Source organism: Helicobacter sp. T3_23-1056 (genome assembly GCF_053654535.1).
In genome coordinates this window covers 143441-163260 of record NZ_JBSIUU010000002.1, presented here as the reverse complement: position 1 = coordinate 163260, position 19820 = coordinate 143441, and the positions used below count along the sequence as shown (strand labels likewise).

Annotated in this window: 20 protein-coding genes, 1 tRNA gene and 1 pseudogene; 4 read left to right on the top strand and 18 right to left on the bottom strand. The window is 39.7% G+C overall.

Annotated features, from left to right (window positions below):
* Positions 1-234 precede the first annotated feature (234 nt).
* On the top strand, positions 235-1515 hold the full coding sequence (locus ACWIUO_RS01950; RefSeq protein WP_454176260.1) for a pyridoxal phosphate-dependent aminotransferase: 1281 nt from the start codon (positions 235-237) through the stop codon (positions 1513-1515).
* A gap of 183 nt (positions 1516-1698) precedes the next feature.
* Positions 1699-2004: a hypothetical protein gene (locus ACWIUO_RS01945; protein ID WP_454176259.1), complete on the top strand. Its 306-nt coding sequence runs from the start codon at positions 1699-1701 to the stop codon at positions 2002-2004.
* Here ACWIUO_RS01945 and ACWIUO_RS01940 read toward each other — a convergent pair.
* On the bottom strand, positions 2001-2243 hold the full coding sequence (locus ACWIUO_RS01940; RefSeq protein WP_454176258.1) for a hypothetical protein: 243 nt from the start codon (positions 2241-2243) through the stop codon (positions 2001-2003). The two genes, ACWIUO_RS01945 and ACWIUO_RS01940, sit on opposite strands and share 4 nt — an antisense overlap.
* Before the next feature lie 259 nt (positions 2244-2502).
* Between ACWIUO_RS01940 and ACWIUO_RS01935 the strand changes: the two genes are divergently transcribed.
* Complete coding sequence (locus ACWIUO_RS01935; protein WP_454176257.1) at positions 2503-2628, top strand: hypothetical protein; 126 nt, start codon at positions 2503-2505, stop codon at positions 2626-2628.
* A gap of 158 nt (positions 2629-2786) precedes the next feature.
* Here ACWIUO_RS01935 and flhB read toward each other — a convergent pair whose 3' ends face one another.
* The 11 genes and pseudogenes from flhB to ACWIUO_RS01880 all read right to left on the bottom strand — a co-directional run bounded on the left by flhB (position 2787) and on the right by ACWIUO_RS01880 (position 12074).
* Positions 2787-3872 (bottom strand): flagellar biosynthesis protein FlhB, encoded by a 1086-nt coding sequence (gene flhB, locus ACWIUO_RS01930; protein ID WP_454176256.1) that lies wholly within the window; start codon positions 3870-3872, stop codon positions 2787-2789.
* Positions 3873-4029: 157 nt separating this feature from the next.
* Complete coding sequence (locus tag ACWIUO_RS01925) at positions 4030-4887, bottom strand: DUF1796 family putative cysteine peptidase (RefSeq protein ID WP_454176255.1); 858 nt, start codon at positions 4885-4887, stop codon at positions 4030-4032.
* A 100-nt stretch (positions 4888-4987) separates the two neighbouring features.
* Positions 4988-5218 carry a hypothetical protein gene (locus ACWIUO_RS01920; RefSeq protein WP_454176254.1) on the bottom strand — a complete coding sequence of 77 codons (231 nt, stop codon included), beginning with the start codon at positions 5216-5218 and terminating at the stop codon, positions 4988-4990.
* A gap of 33 nt (positions 5219-5251) precedes the next feature.
* Positions 5252-6394, bottom strand: coding sequence for an aminofutalosine synthase MqnE (mqnE, locus tag ACWIUO_RS01915; RefSeq protein ID WP_454176253.1), 1143 nt, complete (start codon positions 6392-6394; stop codon positions 5252-5254).
* A 119-nt stretch (positions 6395-6513) separates the two neighbouring features.
* Positions 6514-7380: an ankyrin repeat domain-containing protein gene (locus ACWIUO_RS01910; RefSeq protein ID WP_454176252.1), complete on the bottom strand. Its 867-nt coding sequence runs from the start codon at positions 7378-7380 to the stop codon at positions 6514-6516.
* Positions 7377-7601 carry a hypothetical protein gene (locus tag ACWIUO_RS01905; RefSeq protein WP_454176251.1) on the bottom strand — a complete coding sequence of 75 codons (225 nt, stop codon included), beginning with the start codon at positions 7599-7601 and terminating at the stop codon, positions 7377-7379. Before ACWIUO_RS01905 ends, ACWIUO_RS01910 begins: the two co-directional genes overlap by 4 nt.
* A complete protein-coding gene (locus ACWIUO_RS01900) occupies positions 7598-8086 on the bottom strand; it encodes an HIT family protein (RefSeq protein ID WP_454176250.1) in 489 nt (162 codons plus the stop codon). Before ACWIUO_RS01900 ends, ACWIUO_RS01905 begins: the two co-directional genes overlap by 4 nt.
* 84 nt (positions 8087-8170) lie before the next feature.
* On the bottom strand, positions 8171-9640 hold the full coding sequence (locus ACWIUO_RS01895) for a Mur ligase family protein (RefSeq protein ID WP_454176249.1): 1470 nt from the start codon (positions 9638-9640) through the stop codon (positions 8171-8173).
* A 19-nt stretch (positions 9641-9659) separates the two neighbouring features.
* Entirely contained in the window at positions 9660-10148 is a 489-nt protein-coding gene (locus tag ACWIUO_RS01890) for an acylphosphatase (protein WP_454176284.1), read from the bottom strand.
* Positions 10134-10919, bottom strand: a pseudogene (locus tag ACWIUO_RS01885) (alpha/beta fold hydrolase); the annotation flags it as partial. The pseudogene ACWIUO_RS01885 and the gene ACWIUO_RS01890, both read right to left, overlap by 15 nt.
* A gap of 51 nt (positions 10920-10970) precedes the next feature.
* Positions 10971-12074, bottom strand: coding sequence for a D-alanine--D-alanine ligase (locus tag ACWIUO_RS01880; protein ID WP_454176248.1), 1104 nt, complete (start codon positions 12072-12074; stop codon positions 10971-10973).
* Positions 12075-12660: 586 nt separating this feature from the next.
* Between ACWIUO_RS01880 and flgL the strand changes: the two genes are divergently transcribed.
* Positions 12661-15204, top strand: a complete 2544-nt coding sequence (gene flgL, locus ACWIUO_RS01875) for a flagellar hook-associated protein FlgL (protein ID WP_454176247.1) — start codon at positions 12661-12663, stop codon at positions 15202-15204.
* 367 nt (positions 15205-15571) lie between these two features.
* Here the strand turns inward: flgL and ACWIUO_RS01870 are convergent, their stop codons facing one another.
* The 6 genes from ACWIUO_RS01870 to ACWIUO_RS01845 all read right to left on the bottom strand — a co-directional run bounded on the left by ACWIUO_RS01870 (position 15572) and on the right by ACWIUO_RS01845 (position 19540).
* Entirely contained in the window at positions 15572-16210 is a 639-nt protein-coding gene (locus ACWIUO_RS01870) for a UPF0323 family lipoprotein (protein WP_454176246.1), read from the bottom strand.
* Between the two features lie 28 nt (positions 16211-16238).
* On the bottom strand, positions 16239-16967 hold the full coding sequence (locus ACWIUO_RS01865) for a hypothetical protein (protein ID WP_454176245.1): 729 nt from the start codon (positions 16965-16967) through the stop codon (positions 16239-16241).
* A 193-nt stretch (positions 16968-17160) separates the two neighbouring features.
* A tRNA-Met gene (locus ACWIUO_RS01860) sits at positions 17161-17238 on the bottom strand.
* Positions 17239-17407: 169 nt separating this feature from the next.
* Entirely contained in the window at positions 17408-18202 is a 795-nt protein-coding gene (locus tag ACWIUO_RS01855; protein ID WP_454176244.1) for a hypothetical protein, read from the bottom strand.
* A gap of 96 nt (positions 18203-18298) precedes the next feature.
* The gene (gene serB / locus ACWIUO_RS01850; protein ID WP_454176243.1) at positions 18299-18937 is read right to left on the bottom strand and encodes a phosphoserine phosphatase SerB; all 639 of its coding nucleotides are present in this window, start codon (positions 18935-18937) and stop codon (positions 18299-18301) included.
* Positions 18938-19009: 72 nt separating this feature from the next.
* Entirely contained in the window at positions 19010-19540 is a 531-nt protein-coding gene (locus ACWIUO_RS01845; protein WP_454176242.1) for a peroxiredoxin, read from the bottom strand.
* Positions 19541-19820: the final 280 nt, after the last annotated feature.

The following is a 19820-nucleotide window of genomic DNA, read 5'->3' as shown; positions in this document are numbered from 1 at the left end:
AAAATGCTTCAAAAAACCAAAAAATCTTGCGCAAAAATACTTCCAAAAATGCGAAAAATATTTTTGATTTATGGGGATTTTGCTTCTTTTTGTCTTGCTTTTGATACAATTTAGCCAAAATTTTAGCACTCAAGCCACGAGATAAAATCTAAAATCTAAAAATTTATCAAAATTTTGTTAGATTTTTGTTTTTAGATTTTATCCATTTGCAAAACTTCACCCTAAGGAGCAACTATGAATCCCACTTATTCACGCAAAATCCAACACCTCCAAGAATCCGCTACGATTGCGATTTCAACCCTTGCAAGAGAGCTAAAAGCACAGGGCAAAAATATCCTTAGTTTTTCAGCAGGCGAGCCAGATTTTGACACGCCAAACGCCATCAAAGAAGAGGCAAAAAAAGCCCTTGATAGCGGATTTACCAAATACACTGCGGTGGCGGGAATCCCAGAGCTAAAAGATGCGATTGTAAAAAAGCTAAAAAAAGATAATGGTTTAGACTACACTCCAAAAGAGATTTTGGTAAGCAATGGCGCAAAACAATCGCTTTTTAATGTATTTCAAGCAATCATTGATGAGGGCGATGAAGTGATAATCCCCGCACCTTATTGGGTAACCTACCCCGAGCTAGTCGCATACAGCGGGGGCAAAAGCGTGATAATCAACACTGATTCTGCAAGCGGGCTAAAAATCACCCCCACACAGCTAAAAAACGCAATCACACCTAAGACAAAAGCCCTCGTGCTTACCACGCCATCAAACCCCACAGGTATGGTGTATTCACGCCGTGAGCTAGAGGAAATAAACGCGGTTTTAAAAGGCACAAATATTTGGATAATCGCTGATGAAATCTATGAAAAACTTATCTATGATGGGGAGTTTTGCTCGGTGGGCGCGATAGATTCTGCTAGCCTAGAGCGCACTATCACTATAAATGGGCTTAGTAAATCTGTGGCGATGACAGGCTGGCGTATGGGCTATCTAGCCTGCAAAGACGCAAAGCTAGTAAAAATGATGGATAATTTGCAAAGCCAATGCACTTCAAATATCAACTCCATAACCCAAAAAGCCGCCATAGTCGCGCTAAATGGCTCGGTGGATAAAGACATAGAGACAATGAGGGGGGCTTTTAAAAATCGCAGGGATATAGCCTGCGCGCGGATAGAAAAAATCGCAGGCTTAAGCGTGCTAAAACCGCAGGGCTCATTTTATCTTTTTATCGATATAAACGGCGTGGGAGCGACAAAGCCAAATCTAAAAATTAGCGGGGATTCTAATGCGGATTTTGGTGGGGACTCTAGCGGTGGTTTTGACAAAATGGCTGGGGATTTTGGTGGCAGTTTTGGCAAAGTGGATTCTATGGAGTTTTGCAAACAACTGCTAGAATCACAGGGCGTAGCACTTGTGCCCGGAAGCGCGTTTGGTGCGGAAGGATTTGTGCGAATGAGCTTTGCTTGCAAAGAAGAGCAAATTTTAGAGGGCTTGGAGCGGATAGAGAGATTTATCAATAGCTAAATTAAAATCAACAATAGTTTGAAATCAAAATGGAGGGTATTTTTTGTGAGGTTTTGCAAAGATATTTGTAGAAAATTTCGCAAAAATCTTTGCAAAAGGCTCCGCAGACACCTTTGTATAAAATTTCACTAAAGCATCTCTATTGTTGTCATATTGTGGGCTTTTTTTAAAGCAAAAATATCTTTGTTGCCATTTTTATCATACTTAATTTTCGCAAGAAACCGAAATATCTCAAGGCGTTTTATTCGTCATTGCGAGCAAGTCGCAAGACTTGCGTGGCAATCCACAAAAGAATTTTGTCATACTGAGGGCGTAGCCCGAAGTATCTCAAAATCTAAAAATGTAAGTAGAGATATTTTGCTCTCACGCGCTCAATATGACAAAGAAAATTCTGTCATTGTGAGATTTTGCGACTTTGTTAAAAGTTGCAAAATCGTGGCATCTATTTTTGCAAAATACCAAAAAAACACACTTTTGACAAAAAACTAACAAATAGATTGCCACGCGTTGCGTTGCAACGCTCGCAATGACAGGATTTTCGTTGCTATATTGCGACTTTCCATTATTATCATATTTAGGTTTCGCAAGTCGCCGAAGTATCCAAATGATTTTTGTTTTGTGCAAAATCGCGTTATGTTACAAAACTGCGTTTGTTTGCAGATTTTGTTTTTTTTTTTTTTTTGATACTTCGCGCACGCGCCCTTAGTATGACAATGGGTTGTCGTCATTACGAGATTCTAGGCTTTTGTAAAAAAAGGCTAGAATTGTGGCAATCTATGGTTTTTTAGATACTTCACTTGCTCTTAAAATATGGCAATGTTTTTTTTTTTTTTGATTTATAGATTGCCACGCAAAAACTCGCTTACGCTCATTTTTGCTCGCAATGACGATGAGGGGGCAAATTGCCACGCGGATTTTATGCAAAATCCACTTAAAATGATAGAGTTATCCACAACTACATCGTGCTAAATGAGGAAAATCTAACGCGTGCAATCTAGTGCTCAAAATGACAAGATTTACCTTGCCATACTAAGCAGGGCGCATAGCCTAAATCAAAATATCTCTAAACCTCAAAATGGGCATAAAAGATTTTTTGACTCTTCAAAAATCTAAATACAATAATGCTGTAAATAACCGAAATATTTCACCAACACTAAATATGACAAGGTAAAATCTAAAATATGGCAAAAATAGCATAAATTGCCACGCGTTTTTTGCCTAAAAAAATCCTAGCGACAACAAAAAAATATTCAACAAAAACTTAAAAACCCCTAAAATAACGGCTTTTTGCCCTTGATGGTGCGGAGGCGATTTACCTCGTATAGCACAGAGATTACCACTTCAAAAAATTCGCTAGGGATTTCCATATCTAGTGGGGCGTCTTTATAGAGGCTTCTAGCCAAAGGTGGATTTTCGATGATTTCTATGTCGTTTTGTCTAGCGATGTCTTTTATGCGGATTGCTAGGTGGTCTATGCCTTTTGCCACTACGCGTGGGGCTCGTTTTTCACTCGCCTCAAAGGCAAGTGCTACGGCATAATGCGTAGGATTTGTAACGACTACTTGGGCTTTTGGAATCGCGCTCATCATTTTATTCATCGCGTTTTTGCGCATAAGCTGGCGGATTCGCCCTTTTATTTCTGGATTCCCTTCGTGCTGGATAAACTCATCTTTGACTTCTTGTTTGCTCATTCTTAGGGATTTTATGTATTGCCTGCGTTTGAGTGCGTAGTCTGCTGCTGCCATCACTGCAAATACCAAAATCATAGTGCCGATTAAAATAAGGCATTTATTGCGCCACCAAAAAATCTGCTCTATCGCACCCAAATGCGACACCCCCTCTATCTCGTGCAAAAATAATAATAAAATAATCCCCCCAACGCCCAATGCCACAAGCACTTTTAGCGTGATAAGCGCGCCATTTGCAAGATTATGCAAAGAAAAAATGCGTTTAAATCCATTTATGGGATTTATCTTGCTAAGTTTTGGATAAATCGCTTTTATGCTTATCAAAAATCCAAATTGTGCGACATTGCCCAAGACACTTGCCACAAGTAGCACCAAAAATATAGGCAAAAGCATAATCCCCGTAGCACTCACTAGATTCCAAAAAATATTTACCACATCAGCCTTGCTTAAATCCGCTCCATTTGCCGCGCTTGGAAAATGCAGGGCATAAACATAAATCCCCTTAATCTTATCAAGCCAAAAAGGAAATAGCAAAAATAGCACGCCAAGCCCCACTAGCATCACCACAACACCGCTAACTTCAGGGCTTTTAGCGACATTGCCTTCTTCTTTGGCGCGAGAGATTTTGTGCTGGGAGGGGGCTTCTGTTTTTTCTTGTTCATCTGCCATTTTGTGCCTTTATGGTGGGCTTTTGGTGTGTTTAGATTTTGTTTGATTTTTTAGATTTTGGCTAAGTTTTGAGGAATTTTTGGCGAATTTTTTACAAATTTTTGGCGAATTAAATTTTGGCAAAAATATAAGCGATTATAACATAAACCAAAAATATTTAAGATTCTAATCGCAGTTGGCACATTATCCTATGCCACGCTAAAGTATTGCCTAAAAAATATTTTTTGCCATTTATGCTTGTATCATCGCAGGCAAAATCCACCACGCTAATTCGCTCATTGATTTGATAAATTTGTTTTTGCAAAATCTGTTTTGATAGATTTTGATTATGTCGTGCATTGATAATCACCACGCGGATTTTACTCTCTCTCTCTGGTTTGTCTCTAGCGTGTCGCAAATCTATATTTGTTTGTTGGGTTTTATGCCACAAATCAAAAAGAATGATACATTTTTTGCCAAAATCGGCTAGATTTTCTACGCTATCATTTCTAGCGCATACAAACGCCACGCACGCACAATCTAAGATTTTAGATTTTAGCTTTGCAAATCGTTTTTGCATTTTCTCTCTAAATATTGGCAAATACGATTCTAGGGGAGTGGATTTGGGGAAGCCGTGTATGCTTATCATACCTGCATTGCTAGCAGATACTATCCACCGCTCCTTGCCGTTTTTGGTATCTTGCCCCCTGTCCTCATAGCAACTAGCAAAAAAATCGCTAAACTCCACCTCAAAGCACCGATACGCCTCATCTAAACCATAGCTCATTATCCAATCAAGCGGGCAAGACATTTTGCGAAGTCCATAATTTCTCAAATGCAACGCTGGCTTGCAGGCTTCCCCTAGTGAGATAAACATATCTGCGTTAATGGTGTTTTTGGGATTTGAAAAGCGATGAGAAAGCATAAAAGGGATATTTCGCACTTTTTCGCGCAGATTTTTACTCCACGCTAGGCAGGCAAAAATCCTTGCTATTTTTAAGCCAATCTCTAAATAAAGCGGATAAGGACGCATCATTTGTGGATATATCTATCAAACTATTCGTTGATAATTCTAACAATATAAAGCAAAGAGCCAACAAGCCCTAATAACGCAAGCATTGCTACGCAGATTCCCATCATTTCATTTTCTCCAATTTTTTAAGATTTTTTTTAAAATATGTCCCAAAAACACATAGCACGATAACAAGCAACAACACACTAAGCCCAACACTTATGCCAAGCACCAAATCAAAATCCTTGTAGTGAATCGCAGCATAACCAAATATCGCAAATAGTGCTGTTATCAAACATATTATAACCGCTTGTAAAAAACTTAGCGTAGCTTTCACTTTGTCTTTTTTACTCAAAAACACTCCTCTTATTTTCGTAATATAAAAATCCTAGTAGCTTTGCAATTCATTGTAGAGGCTATCGCGCTCCACAGGGACAAATCCCGCGTCTTTGATTTGTGCTATCATATTTTCTTTGCTTATGCCTTGTTTAGATTTTGCGCCTGCGGCGGATTGTATGCTTTCATTTTGTATCGTCCCATCCATATCATCTGCGCCAAATTCTTGTGCGACAAGGGCTAGATTTGCCCCCAATGTCGCCCAATACGCCTTGATATGCGGGATATTGTGTAGCAAAATCCTAGCAATCGCCAAAGTCTTTAAAATCTCTTGCCCGCTAAGTGCTTGTGGCAGTTTTAGATAGTTGTTTTCGCGCTGATAAAGCAGGGGGATAAAAGCGTTAAATCCGCCATTTTTAGATTCTACGATTTGCGTGTCGCATTGGGTGTTTTTTAGTCGCAAGATATGGTCTATGCGGTGGATTCGCTCCTCTATATGCCCAAAAAGCATTGTGGCATTGCTCATCTTGCCTAAGCTATGCCAATACGCGTGAATCTCTAGCCAACGCGTGCTAGATACTTTGCCACTACATAGTTTTTTGCGCGATCGTTCATCAAAGATTTCAGCCCCGCCACCGGGCATAGAATCCACTCCCGCCTTTATCATATCTTCTAGCACTTCTTGATAATTTTTAGAAAATTTGCGACTTAAAAAATCCACTTCAGCTGCCGTCATAGCCTTTAGATGGATACTAGGGGCGGCTTTTTTTACTTCGCTAAAACACTCCATATACCATTGGTATGAATAATGCGGGCTATGGGCTGAAACGATATGCACTTCTTTTGCCCCACGCGATTGGCTAGCTAGCGTTTGTGCGACTACTTCTTCTATGGTCATTTGGTATGGATTTGGATTTTTTTTGCTCGCAGAAAAAGCGCAAAATTTACACACATCAGCGCAAATATTTGTAGGATTTATGTGGCGATTCATATTAAAAAACACTTTGTTGCCGTATTTTTTGGCACGGATAGAATGCGCTGCCTCCCCTAGCGTAAATAAATCGCATTCATACAAAGACACCAACTCTTCTGCGCTAAATTCTTTGCCTAATAAAACCTGCTCTAAAATGCGTAGCGGATTTGTCGCTGTTTTTGCTGTGTTCGCCGTTTTTGCTGTATCGTTTGTCGCACTCATTTAGATTCTCCCTTTAGATTCTGCTTTTAGATTCTCTCATTTAGATTCTTAATTTACGCGTTTGTTGCTTGGGCGTTTTTTATTCCTTTGTTGTTTGTCGGTTGTTTTTGGTTGTTTTGTTACCACACTTGCATTTGGGCTTTTGCACTTTGATAAAAATTCCCAGCCCTCCCCTCTATCTCATACTCAAGTCCAAATCCATACTTCACGCTAGCTACCCCACCACGATTTACAGAGACATTTTCATAGGATTCTTGGGATATAGGCAAGCTACCTATGCTTACCATCGAGCGAGGTGGAATCTTGCGCGAAAAGCTTTGCTCAGAAATAAGATTGCCTTTCATATATAGCGCGCCATAAGTTATGGTGATAAAAAAATCTGTTAGATTTTGGACATTTAGCCCGACACTACCAGAGCCTACGCGAAAAGGCGTGGTGGTAAGCAAAATATGCTTATTTTGTGCCTGCATACTTGGCACACTCACATTTGATAGCACATATCTTGCGGGCGTATCCCCTACATTATTTTGTATTTTTATGTCCGCCCCATAGCTTAAAAGTAGCGAAATCATCTGTGAGTTGCGCGAAGCTACGGCGTAATGAAGCGCGGTATTGCCACGAATAGAATCCCTAATATTTGGATTTGCCCCTGCTTTTAGCAAAATCTGCGTGAAGTTGTAGTTGTTAAACTGCACGACTTTATGCAATGCTGTCTCGCCGTGTGAGATGGCATTTACCCTAGCTCCGCGCTTTAATAAAAGATACAAAATATCCGTGTTGTTTTTGCGCGAAGCATCATAAAGTGGCGTGCTACCTCGAAGCCTGCTATTGACATTTGCACCCAAATCCACCCCCTTTCGCACATCAGAATAGCTATTTGAAAACAGCAAATAATCATATCGATTTGCACTAGCTATGCTTAAAACCCCGCTACTTAATACAAAACTACCAAAAATCCCCACAAAAACAAATCTAAAAAAATTCATACATTCTCCTTTATCACTATATGCTTTAAGTATCTCTCATATCGGTTTTTTGGATTCTGCATTAAAGTAATGATTTGAAAGTAATGATTTGCAAGTAATGGACTTGAAAATAATAGCTTTGAAAGCCATAGATTTGCGGGCAATGATTTTGCAGAATTTGCATTTGTAAAATTCCCATTTGCAAGCACCATATTTACAAAATCTTTTTGATTCTTAGTCATTTAAAATGCTTTTGGCTAAGGGATTTTATCTGCTGAAATGTCGCCCTAAAATCCACCCCAAAAGTGCGACATTCACTAATAGTCGTAAAAAAATTTGTATCGCCCATAAAACGCGGGATAAGGTGGATATGCAGATGCTCAGGGATACCAGCCCCAGCACTTTTGTTGATATTTATGCCCATATTTACACCCTGTGCGCCAAAATCCTCCAAAAGCGCGATACCCTTTTGGGTTAGGTTTTGTAAATGTAGCCAATCGCTTGATTCTAGCTGTGTGGGGGAGGCTTTGTGCTCGTGGGGGATTATGAGAAAATGCGCAGGCGTGTAAGGATAGCGATTCATCACGCAGTAGCAAACCTCATCTCGAAAAAACACAAAATTTTCCTCATCATCGCTCGGATTTAGGCTAATCGCGCAAAAAGGACAGCCCTTTTCATCAAAACTCTCAAAATATTTTGCCCTCCAAGGCGCGTAAATATGTTGCATTGTAAAATCCTTTTTTGAAGTTGTTGTTTAATATCGCAAAAATACAAAAACAGCGCATCACAATCAATGCAAAATCACAATCCCTCACACATAGCTAGGGGCATCATTTGCAAAATACACCAAATCGCCCTCCCCTACCATTCCTTTTAGCACATTTTCTAGCTGTGTTTTTTCTCGTAGCTGGACTTTGCGCGTATGGTGCAGATATGAGGCAATCAGCCTAGAATTTTGCTCTCCCGTAACAATAGCCAAATCAAACACAGAATCTATCGCTTTTGCTAGCTTTATATTTGATTCCTCATCGCTTTCGATTAGCCCGGGCGTTACGATGACTTTGCGCCCTTTATACTGTGAGCAAAGATAGATTCCCTCCAAAATCCCATTTAGATTTCCATTAAACCCATCATCAATGATTGTCTTGCCATTTGACATAGATAGATTTAGCCTATGCTCCACAGGTCGCAATGTCTTTACAAGTTTTTTTAGCGATTCTACAGGGATAGATAGCTCTCTTGCTAGCAAAATCGCAACAGCGATATTATCCACATTAAACCGCCCTAAAATCTGCGTTTTAAAGCCTACCCACTGCCCATCGATTTCTAGCTCAAATTTTGTATGCTCCAAAGTCGCTTCGATATTTTTGACTTTTGGCGGGTAGGTTTGCACTACGCGCTTTAGCCTAGAATCTAGCTTTGGCAATTCATTTTTTTGATAGACAAAAACTTTGCGCAATCGCTCTGATTGTAGCAACTCAAATTTGGTTTTTGCCACTTGCTCTATGGTTTTAAAATACTCAATATGAGCATTGCCTATCTCGCCTATGATTCCATATTGCGGGTTTAGCAAATTTGTGATTTGGGCTATATCGCCTTTTTGCCTAGCCCCCGCTTCTGCGATATATATATCTGTGCCAAAGGCTAGATTTTGGTTAATATCCATAACAATGCCCTTAAATGTATTGACACTTCTAGGCGTGGCGTAGGTGTTGTATTGGGATTGCAAGATTTGAAAAAGAAAATTTTTGATACTTGTCTTGCCAAAGCTAGCGGTTACCATCACGATTTTTAGCCCGCTCATCATTGAGAGTTTTTCTTTTGCCAAAGCGACAAAATTGCGCATAAGCACCGCTTCATACACTTCGCAAATCACAAACGCAAACACAAGCGGCATAAGCCACAAAACATATAAATCATCATTATAAAGCGCGAACAGCACTTCATTTAGCCCGATAAAAGCCGCCATAATGATAAACGAACGCCACACTCTGCGTGTGAAAACCACGCGCTTATCAAGCCTACTAGCCCAATAAATCAATGAAGGCAAATACACCACATACAAATATACATAAAAAATATATTTTTGCCCAAAATAAAAGCACACAAAAAATGCCAAAATAGGCACGATGAAATATGTAAAATGCCAGCTAAATCTATGATGCTTTGTAACCACGCGCCAAGGGCTATAGTTATACCATTGAAGCAATGAAATACAATAATAAAACACAGCTAGGGCAAACACCACTCGCGAAATAAAATCTAGTGTATCAAAAAGCATTTATTCTCCTAATTTAGAGTTATCTTAAAATCACAAAATCTTGTAATGTCTCTTGCAAAGTATTTGGCTTTGTCATCTTTCTAGATTTGGCACTATTGCTAGATTCCCCATTCTTGCTAGATTCTACATTATTGCTAGATTTTGTATCGCTTATGTTTTGTGCCAAGTCAATCGCATTTTGACAAGCCAAAAAATCTAAAATCTTTTTTTCTTTCTCTTCCCACGCCACTATGTCTATGTGGTTTATGATTAGATTTTGCACTTCCCCTCTAGCAGGACCACTCCATAGCGTATTTATAAAATCTAGCATTATTTTTTCGCTTTTTTCTTCGCGCTTGCACATCGCATAGATTTCCACCTCGCCACTAGCTAGATTCTCCGTGCTACCGACTATGCCAAAAGTATCTGCGCTTGCTTTGGCAAATTTGCGATAGCCTACGCCTTGCACTTTTCCTTGTGCGATGATATGCGCGATGACAAAGGGATTTTGGACATTTCTTTCATTCATAAAATTATACACCATTTCAATAAGTTTGGCTTGGGTAACGCCCCCCTTGCGCTCCAAAAAAAAATAATGCCCGCCCTTGCAGGCAAAAAACTTGCTATTTTTGATAAGGCTATGGATTTGCTCTCCGCTCTCTAGCGGTGTCGCGCTATCTATCTCGCCCCAAAAAATGCTCGTTTTTTTCTCACATTTTGCAAAAATCTCTCTAAAATCCTCATTTACGATATTTTTAAACACCTCATACATCACAGGGCTTAGATTTTGCGCATCTTTGGCGCGCAAAAATGGCAATCGAATATGCAGGATTTTTGCTAGCTTTGCAAGGGTGATTTTTGCTTGCACTTTTAGGGGTTTTTTTGTGGGGATTCCAGCTGAACTTAGCAAGATTATCTCTTGTGCATCTTGCAATAAAACAGCGATTTTGCCACCATAGCTATGCCCCACAACGATATGCGGGACAATCTCAAGCGAGGCAAAAAAAGCGGATAAGATTTTAGCATAATCGTGCGTGTTTATTAGCATTTCATTTGGGCTTTTGCCAAATCCGGGCAAATCCACATAAAAATGATTATATTGCAAAAACACATTTTCAAATGCGCTTTGCATTAGTTCTTTGTTGCTCCCCCAGCCGTGCAAAAAAATCATATTTTTAGATTCTGCATTTTGTGCTTTTTGGGTGTTTTGCGCGTCTATGTTTGTGGCGATTTTAGCAGGGATTTTGGTATAGCTGATACCAAAATCTACCCCATTATACGCCACTTCACGCAATGCCATTTTTTGCCTTTTGTTGTTTTTTCTTTCTTTTTTTTTTTTTTTGGATTTTTGCTACTTGCCCTTTGTCTTGCGGATATGCTCGACATAGTTGTAAGTGATAGGGATATGCTTTTTGCGAGGGAGGGCTAGCAAATCTAGCGCATTTTCTAGGCTATCAAACAGATAATTTGCCATACTTCCGGGGATTGGGTTGATTTCATTTAGGTAGATTTCATTATCGATGACAAAAAAATCACAACGGATAATAGCCCCCACAAACACACTCCCATAAATGAGTTTAAACGCCTCTTGCAAGCGCGATTCTAGCGCAGAATCAATCTGTGCTTTTGCCGCATTTTCCGTCCTAGAAAAATCTAAATATTTATCATTAAAATCTAACAAATCTTTTTTGCTAGGCTCTTCGACTTGCGAAAACACAAATCCGCCATTTTCACTGCCATTTTTTGTATCTCGATTTTTTTCGCTTAAAAATCCCGCTAGATTATACTCTTTTACGCCTTTATAAAACGGCTCGATTATCACTTCATTATCTAGCTCAAATGCAGAATCTAGCGCATATTCTATCTCGCTTTGTTTATTGACTATGGCTATGCCGATAGAGCTACCAAGCCTTGCGGGCTTAATGATAAATGGATATGGATAGGGAATAGATTTTTTGCCCTCCAAAATCAAAGGCAATTCATCTTTATGATACTTGCAAAATGGCAGGGTTTTTATGATGTTTTTATCTAGGGAATCCACATAGATTTTGGTTAGGGCTTTATTGTAGCTTATGGCACTTGCTTCGATTCTAGGACCTACAAAAGCGATTTTATAAAAATCTAGCAATCCCGCTAGCGTGCCATCTTCGCCGTCTGCTCCGTGTATGAGGTTTATTGCGATTCCCAAATCGCTTATAGGTTTTGCGTTGCCTAAAAATCCCTTTTCATAAAAACCGCCGATTCCTAAAAACACCTTTTTGCACGATTTATACTCGCCACTAGCAAATGTCTTTGCCTGCATTTTCTCGCTAGGAATCATATAAAAACTATGCGTAGAATCCAAAAAAATAAAATGCCTAATCCGCTCTTTTAGCACCTTTTTTAGGCTAATCGCACTCACAATGCTAATCTCGTGCTCAAAACTCACTCCCCCAAAAATAACACTCCAGCTCAAAATAAACTCCTTAAATGTTGCTATGAAATGGCTAAATCTAAATCCATAACGCATTTTTAAACGATTTTTCACATTTAGCACAAATGCGTTGCATAAATCTCCATAAACCTGCATAAAGCCTAATAAAAATCCCCTCTAATAAAAATTCCTAATGAAAAATCCCTAACAAAAAGTCCCTAACAAAAAAACAAAGTATATCTAATAATTTTTGCTTTTGTCTTAACCACCACATAAAACCGACATAAACGCCTACAAATACTCTAAAAATCTATCTTAATAAATCCCTTTGCCCAAATCCCTTAAAATCTTTTGCCAAGACGCAAACAAATCTAACAAACAAATCTAAATGATTTTTGCCAAAAACGCCGATTTATTTTCATCGCTACTTATTGGATTTTGCTTTTTTGATAGTATTTGCAAAATCTAAAATTCAAAATCCAAAATTTAAGGTAAAAAGACAAAATCTAGCGCAAAATCTAGCAAAAACCTTTGGCATTATTTTTGCTTTTTTGCCTTGTAGATCATTGAAAATCTAGGGCTAGATTCTTTTGTTATTATCCAAAAAAGGGTTTTTTAAGGACACAAAATGCGTATTACATTTGGCACAAAATATAATCAAATGATGGGCGACCAAGGGCATTTGCAACGAAAACTAAACGACAAAAATGCCCAAATCGCCTCAGGACTAAAAATCCAATACGGCTACCAAGATGCAAGTGTCTATAACCAAAATCTAAAATTTGAAAAAGAAGTCAATAATCTAGCACAAGGCGTGGATTTAGCCCAGCACGCCCGCACCGCCACGCTAAACACCGACAAAACCCTATCAGATTTATCAGAGACAATGGTGCAGTTTAAAACCAAACTTATCCACGCTGCAAATGACATTCACAACACCGCTTCAAGAGAGGCTTTGGCAAATGATTTAGAAAGCCTAAAAAACCATTTTTTGCGACTTGCAAACACTTCTATCGGTGGGAAATTTATCTTTGGGGGAAGCAGGACGGATAGACCGCCTTTTGATGCGCAGGGAAATTATTATGGCAATGATGAAAAACTAAGCGTGCTAGTGAGCGCGGATAATCTAGTGCCTTTTAATATCACGGGGAGCGAGCTTTTTTATGGGAGGGATTCTGACAAGCACAAAACCATCACTACCAACATAAGAATGCTAAATCAATCCAAGCTAAACCCCGCAATGATGGATAGCCAAAATCGAAAAAACATAAGCGAGGAAGTCTATATCACGGCAAATGACACACTGCGGGATTTAATCGGCGATAATGACACAGACCCTAGCAATGATGCACAAGAGATTTTCTATATGCGTGGCGTGCGCTCTGATGGCTCGGTGTTTAAGGCAAAATTTGCGCTTGATAAAGCTTACTCAAACGATGAGAGAGCCACAAGAGTGCAAGATTTGCTAGATAGAATCGGCAAAGAATTTGGCAATAGTGCAATCAATAAAGTCGTAGAAGTCAGCATAAACCAATGGGGGCAAATCGAAATCAAAGACTTAGAGCCGGGAAAATCTAGCATAGATTTTCATCTAATCTCTAGCGATGTAGATGTGGATAATATCGATGAGCTAGCCGATATGGGCGCACGCGTAACCAAATATATCCAAAGCGATTTTATCACAGAGAGGGCGCATTCACATATTAGCGGTGTTACTAGCGATGCGGATTTTCGATTTACCACACTTCCTACGGCATTTATCACCAAAGACAACAAAGCCGCAGAAGCCACCACAAAGCTAGAGGATATTTTCCCGCCAAATGTCAGCTCCCTACTCATCAGTGGCACTCGCCCAAACAATCAAGACGGCACGATAAATAATGATGAGGAAAATCCGCTAGAGCCATTGCAGTTTAGCATTACAGGGGCGACTTCAGCGGATTTAGCCCGCGCTATCAAAAAGCACTTTGGCGGGGATATAGATGTGGGCATCTCTAAGGGGCGATTGTATGTGGTGGATAATAATGTGCGCAATAAATCTAGCGATTTTAAAGACCCGCCATTTGATGGAGAGCACGGATTTTCTATCGCACTTACCACGCTTGGCGCAAATGGCGAGGAAGTCAATGGAATCGCTAGTGATTTTGCAAGCGAATATGATAGGACATTTTTTAAAGTCGAGGGCTCAAAGCTCACTTCTAGCGTCCCGCAAATCCTAGCAGGCGTAGGAGGCTATGCCAACGCAGATACAAGGCTATCTCAAGTAAGCGGTGCTAGCATAGAGGGGCAAAGCTATGTGATGAAGCTAAATGACATAAATGGCGTGATGATAGAAGCTAGAGTGGTGTTTGACCCTGCGGGGGCGTATATGCTACTGCCTAGCCACACAGGCGGGAGGGATTATACGATTCCGCTTTTTGATGATGAAGCAGATGGCATAGTGGTAAGCAAGGCAGATGATGTTACTTATAGACAGCTAATGGACGCGATGAGTATCGCGCTAATGTATTCTAACTTAGATGAGGCTTCACTGCGCGCCATAGAGCCACCAAAAGGTGGCGTAGTGGAGGACACAAAGGAAGCCTACACCGAGCTACTAGAGAGGGCAAAAAATATGGTAGAGCTAAAAATGACGCCCGATGGCAAAATCCAAATCCAAGACAAACTCCGCTCTATCACGCGAATGAATATGTCATTTTATGATTCTAGTAGTAGTGATTTTAGCGAGGACAAAATCTATCGCGATGTGGATTCTATCCGCTTAAATGCCAACAACGCGCTAATTATTGATTCCCCTGAAGTAAATTATTTTAAAGAAATCGATGAAATCATAGACGCCGTGCGCAAGGGAATCTACCGCGCAGGCGCAAAAGACACTTACAATAGGGATTTGCGAAACAAGGGCATACAAAACGCCATAGAATCTTTTGACCACCTAAGCGAGCATATCGAAAAGCTAATCGCGCTAAATGGCTCGCGTGGCAGGACATTTGATAATGTAATCCATCGCCACGAAGTGCTAAAAACCCAAATCGAAGGGCTAAAAGGGCAAAATATCGGCACAGACATTGCAGAAACTTATAATAAATTTAGCAACCTTACCACAAATCTAAGCGCGGTTATGAACTCCACAAGTCGCATAAACCAAATGTCGCTTGTGAATTATCTATAAAATCTATAAAATCTAAATTTTGCGTTTTTTAGCTTTTTTGTGGTTTTTTGGTTTTTTATGGGATTTTTTTATGGATTTTGGGTTTTATGATTTTTTAGACTTTGTGCGCAAAATATAGAATCATAAAACCTAAAATCCAAAAAATCTAAAAACCCACTCAAAAATCCCCAAAATCTAAAATCCGCAAAATCTAAAAAACCCCCCTAAAAAAACCACTAAAAAACCCCAAAATCTTAGCCCCCAAAAATCTAGCCAAAATTTCACACCAAAATCCGCCATTACAAAATCATTGCAAAAAAAAACGCTACTTAACATTTACAATCATCAGCCAAAAAAGAATCTAGCAACAAAAGCACAAAAAAACCGACTATCCCCCAAACCCGCTACTTTTGCTTGGTGTGCCACCTTTTGCCCCCCCTTGAGAGTTGCCAAAAAATCCTCCCTTTGCATTGCTTGGCGTCCCACCTCTTGCCCCGCTTGTCGCACTTGAGTTATTAAAGCTATTTGCGCTTCGCTGATATGCTTGCGGGGATTTATAGTTGCGCTGTTTATTTTGCTGATAGTTTGGGTTGTTAAATAATTTATTGCCGATGTAGCTACCTAGCATCGCGCCCGCAGCACTTGCCAAAATCGCGCCTCCTAGCCCTAGCCCACCGCTTTCACTCCCTCCGCTAGCAGTAAGCGCGCTTGTGCCGTTGTCTATTTTTTGCTCTTCCTCTTTTAGTAGCTTTTGGATTTCCTCATCGCTTAGCACACGCTCATTGCCCGAAGTATCGCGCACGACAATGTGGGTTTTGCCACTTGGGTATTCCTCTAGCACCTTGTAGCTACCATCTGCTTGCTGTTCTAGCAGGACAAATGCGCCCTGTTTTATCGCTTGGCTTGCTTGTGGATTTTGCTCATTTGTAGCATTCATATCACAGCCCGCAAAAACCCCCACCACAAGCGCACTCACGCCACCTATCATCGCAAAATCTGAAACTTTACGCAAATATTTTTTACTCATCGTTGCTCCTTTAAATAAATGGATTTTACTATTTTAGAGGCTCATAGACAAAAGGCACAGCCTCTATAAGCCCAGAATCTGCTAGTTTTTTGGTGATTTCAGCGACTTTGGAAGTGTATGTTGTCGCTTGGGAAGTGGCTTTGTGCGTGGTGGCATAGACACTTCTTAGCAAAGAGATTTGCTCTTTTGGGGTTTTGGCAGATTTGATTTTTGAGAGGATTTCAGCGGATTTTTGCAAGGAATCTTGCCCCAAAAATGCCACAAGCACCATTACTACGCTACCTTTTGAGAGTTTGGATTCTATGTTGGATAGCTCTTGTTGGCAATGAGCGCACATAGGGTCTGATACGATATAAGTGATTTTGTTGCTAGCCCCTTGAATGCGGATAGCATAATCCTGCGGAATAGAAGCAAAAAGTTTATCAAGCGTGGCTGCGTTTTGTAATTTGAAATTATAAGCATTTACCCTCTCTAGCGTGCTTGCCACGAGCTTTGCATCTCCCCTATCGCCCAAAAACGCGCTAGGTGCTATCATAGATTTTTGCTTTTCATCAGTGATGATTGCGCTTTGGTAGCCGTTTTTGGTGTCTTGGACTACTATCAAAAACTGCTTGGTGGCTTTTAGTGGCTCAAAAGATATTGCTTCAAATTTCGCTCCTGTTTGCTCTTGGAGGGCTTTTATGGTGTCTTCTTTGACGCCCGCACAAAGTGGCGCAGCGCACAAGACGCATAAAAAGATTTTGGAAATTTTTGTCATTTGGACTCCTTTGAAGTGAAAAGATAATGCGACATATTGCCACAAAAAACAAAATATTTGCGCAATGAGAGCATAATGACAAATCGTGTAAAAATGCAAGCAATCGTTTTAAGTAGTTTTAAGTAATTTTAAGTAATGGTATCTAAGATATAAAATCCGCTTTGAATAAAAATATAAAAAGTATAAAGAAGTATGGTGTCAAGGGGGAGACTTGAACTCCCGACCTCCGGCTTATGAGACCAGCGCTCTAAACCAGCTGAGCTACCCTGACACAAGGGGGGAATTATAAGCAAAATAGGCTTAAAAGTCAAGTGTTTAACCTAGCTTAGCAAAAATCACAAAAACCATAGCAACAACGCTTAATGTCGCAAAAAATTTTCATAACCCCACGCATAACTAGATTTTCTACAAACTTGCACAACGCTTGCGCAACGGAATTTTCACAGCGCAAAATCTTGCAACACAAAATCCACCCTAGATAACACTTTGGAAACATTTTTGGCATTATGTTGCGCTAGATTTTGCACGCATTCAACATCTGCACAAATAATCTTGCGCTTTGGGATAAGGCTAGCTAGCTCGCCAAAGCATTTTTCTAGCAAGTAAAATCCGCTCACTTTAGCAAAAATGCCATTTTTTATGTCGGCTAGATTTTGGGATTCTAGCAGGCTTGCTAAACCCAAATGCGAAGCAAAATCCACTAGCTCTTTTAGCCTACTTTGCAAAGAAAAATGGCTAAAACACAGCGCGTCCGCGCCAAAAACCACCGCTTGCAAAATCTGATAACTATCCAAAAAACAATCTTTTAGCACGATAAGTGAATCGGTATAATGTCGCAAATAACTTATGCACTCCAAGCCCTCCCCACTAGGCTTTGCCACGCTATCTCTAGCAATGTCTAAAAATATGATTTTCACATTTTTAGCGTTTATGTGCGATTGCAAATGCGCAAAATCTGCAAAATCAAACGCCCTAATTTGCAATGCGCATAACTTGCCTAACAAAGTAGAATCTAAAAATGGCGAAGTGGAATCTAAAGAAGTGGAATCCAAAGAAGCAGAATCTAAAGAAACAGAATCCAAAAGCGTGGGGAAAATCTCAAAAAATCGCGGTGGATATGGATTGTAAGAAAGACTTCGCCCCAGCAAATCAAAAGGCAAAATCTCTTTTTGGGATTCTATCAAATCACACAAATACGGGATAGATTCTGCATTAAAAAGTTGTTTAGATTGCATTTTAAACCTTAATATTTTTTTACAAATTTGTAGATTTTCTAACATTAAACACATAGTCTTAAAAGGCACAAAAATCCCAAAAATCACAAAATGTGTTTATTTAAAATACCCCAAAATCTCTGTCAAATCTTTATTTTCCACAATGACATTTGCCTCTTTTTTTAGCACTTCTTTGGCGCAAAAAGCCACGCGCACAGCGGAGTTTGCAAACATACTTATATCATTTGCCCCATCGCCTACTGCCATTGTTTGTGCTTGTGATATGCTAAGTAGATTTTGGATTCTTTTTAGCATTGCCCCTTTTGAGTCGCCAAACATCATTTCCCCGCCTACTTGCCCGCTTAGCAGGGCATTTTTTGCGTGCAAGATATTGCTAAAATCCGCATCTAAACCCAAAATCTTAGCAAAATGCCTAGTCGCCAAGCTAAACCCACCGCTAAAACAAACCACGATGATTCCGCGCTTTTTTAGATTTTTTACGCATTCTTTTGCGCCATTCATCAATGGTAGATTCTCACAAATCTCTTTTGCGCGATTCTCACTCATACCGCCCAAAAGCCCCACCCTAGCTTGCAAACTCTCAAAAAAATCTAGCCCCCCTTCCATCGCTTTTTTGGTAATCCCACTTACCCTCTCCCCCACCCCAAAATCCTTTGCCAAAATATCAATCGTTTCGCCATCCATAAGCGTAGAATCAAAATCAAAAACAGCAAGTTTGATATTGCCAAAATCCATTTTATCCCCTTTGGCTTTGTTAGATTTGATTTTAGATTTTGCAGTCGTGTCGCAAATCTAAAATCTAAACATTTATAGCATTTCTAGCACGGCTTGTGCGTGCCCTTTTGCTTTGACATTGTATAGCGCGTTTAAGATTTTGCCATTTTGGATAACAAAAGTAGAGCGGATAATCCCCTGCACTTCCTTGCCATACATCATCTTTTTACCATAGGCAAAATACGCGCTAGCCACCACCCTATCGCTATCGCTTAGCAAGATATGGGCTAGCTTGTATTTGTCGATAAATTTTTGATGAGATTGCAAGCTATCAGGGCTTATGCCGATTACTACGGCATTTTTGGAGAGAAAATCGCTTAGCCTCTCACTAAAATCCTGCGCTTCTATCGTGCAACCTGAAGTGTTGTCTTTGGGGTAAAAATACAGCACCACGATTTTTGAGCCAAAATCTTTTAGGCTTACTTGCGCGCCTTGTGCGTTTGGCAGGCTAAAATCTGGGGCATTATCGCCCGTTTTTAGCTGCTTTGGCTGTGGCTTTGATTGCTGTGGTTTTTTTGTGGGATTTTGTTTATTTTGTGAAGTTGTAGTAGATTTTGTAGGCATTTTATCTCCTTTGATTGAAAAAGTAGCTTTGCATTTGGCATAAAAACGCGCATTATAACAAAACTTTGGTAACCCTTATAAATACCACAAATCCAATATTTTTGCAAATACAATACTTTACAAATCAAATCCTGCCCCAAAATATATGCCTAAAAATTCTAGTATTTAGATAAAATACCCAAGTTTTATTCAAAATTTCTTTTATCAATTTTTCTTTTAAATCTTAAAATTTAGCATTTGCCAATCCAAATAAAATCCTAAACTAAAATCCATAAATAAA

Excerpts from the sequence above, each read along its gene's own strand:
- ACWIUO_RS01950 (WP_454176260.1), top strand. The coding sequence starts at position 235 with ATGAATCCCACTTATTCACGCAAAATCCAACACCTCCAAGAATCCGCT.
- ACWIUO_RS01940 (WP_454176258.1), bottom strand. The coding sequence starts at position 2,243 with ATGACGACAACCCATTGTCATACTAAGGGCGCGTGCGCGAAGTATCAA.
- flhB (WP_454176256.1), bottom strand. The coding sequence starts at position 3,872 with ATGGCAGATGAACAAGAAAAAACAGAAGCCCCCTCCCAGCACAAAATC.
- ACWIUO_RS01925 (WP_454176255.1), bottom strand. The coding sequence starts at position 4,887 with ATGATGCGTCCTTATCCGCTTTATTTAGAGATTGGCTTAAAAATAGCA.
- mqnE (WP_454176253.1), bottom strand. The coding sequence starts at position 6,394 with ATGAGTGCGACAAACGATACAGCAAAAACGGCGAACACAGCAAAAACA.
- ACWIUO_RS01910 (WP_454176252.1), bottom strand. The coding sequence starts at position 7,380 with ATGAATTTTTTTAGATTTGTTTTTGTGGGGATTTTTGGTAGTTTTGTA.
- ACWIUO_RS01905 (WP_454176251.1), bottom strand. The coding sequence starts at position 7,601 with ATGACTAAGAATCAAAAAGATTTTGTAAATATGGTGCTTGCAAATGGG.
- ACWIUO_RS01900 (WP_454176250.1), bottom strand. The coding sequence starts at position 8,086 with ATGCAACATATTTACGCGCCTTGGAGGGCAAAATATTTTGAGAGTTTT.
- ACWIUO_RS01895 (WP_454176249.1), bottom strand. The coding sequence starts at position 9,640 with ATGCTTTTTGATACACTAGATTTTATTTCGCGAGTGGTGTTTGCCCTA.
- ACWIUO_RS01890 (WP_454176284.1), bottom strand. The coding sequence starts at position 10,148 with ATGAATGAAAGAAATGTCCAAAATCCCTTTGTCATCGCGCATATCATC.
- flgL (WP_454176247.1), top strand. The coding sequence starts at position 12,661 with ATGCGTATTACATTTGGCACAAAATATAATCAAATGATGGGCGACCAA.
- ACWIUO_RS01870 (WP_454176246.1), bottom strand. The coding sequence starts at position 16,210 with ATGAGTAAAAAATATTTGCGTAAAGTTTCAGATTTTGCGATGATAGGT.
- ACWIUO_RS01865 (WP_454176245.1), bottom strand. The coding sequence starts at position 16,967 with ATGACAAAAATTTCCAAAATCTTTTTATGCGTCTTGTGCGCTGCGCCA.
- ACWIUO_RS01855 (WP_454176244.1), bottom strand. The coding sequence starts at position 18,202 with ATGCAATCTAAACAACTTTTTAATGCAGAATCTATCCCGTATTTGTGT.
- serB (WP_454176243.1), bottom strand. The coding sequence starts at position 18,937 with ATGGATTTTGGCAATATCAAACTTGCTGTTTTTGATTTTGATTCTACG.
- ACWIUO_RS01845 (WP_454176242.1), bottom strand. The coding sequence starts at position 19,540 with ATGCCTACAAAATCTACTACAACTTCACAAAATAAACAAAATCCCACA.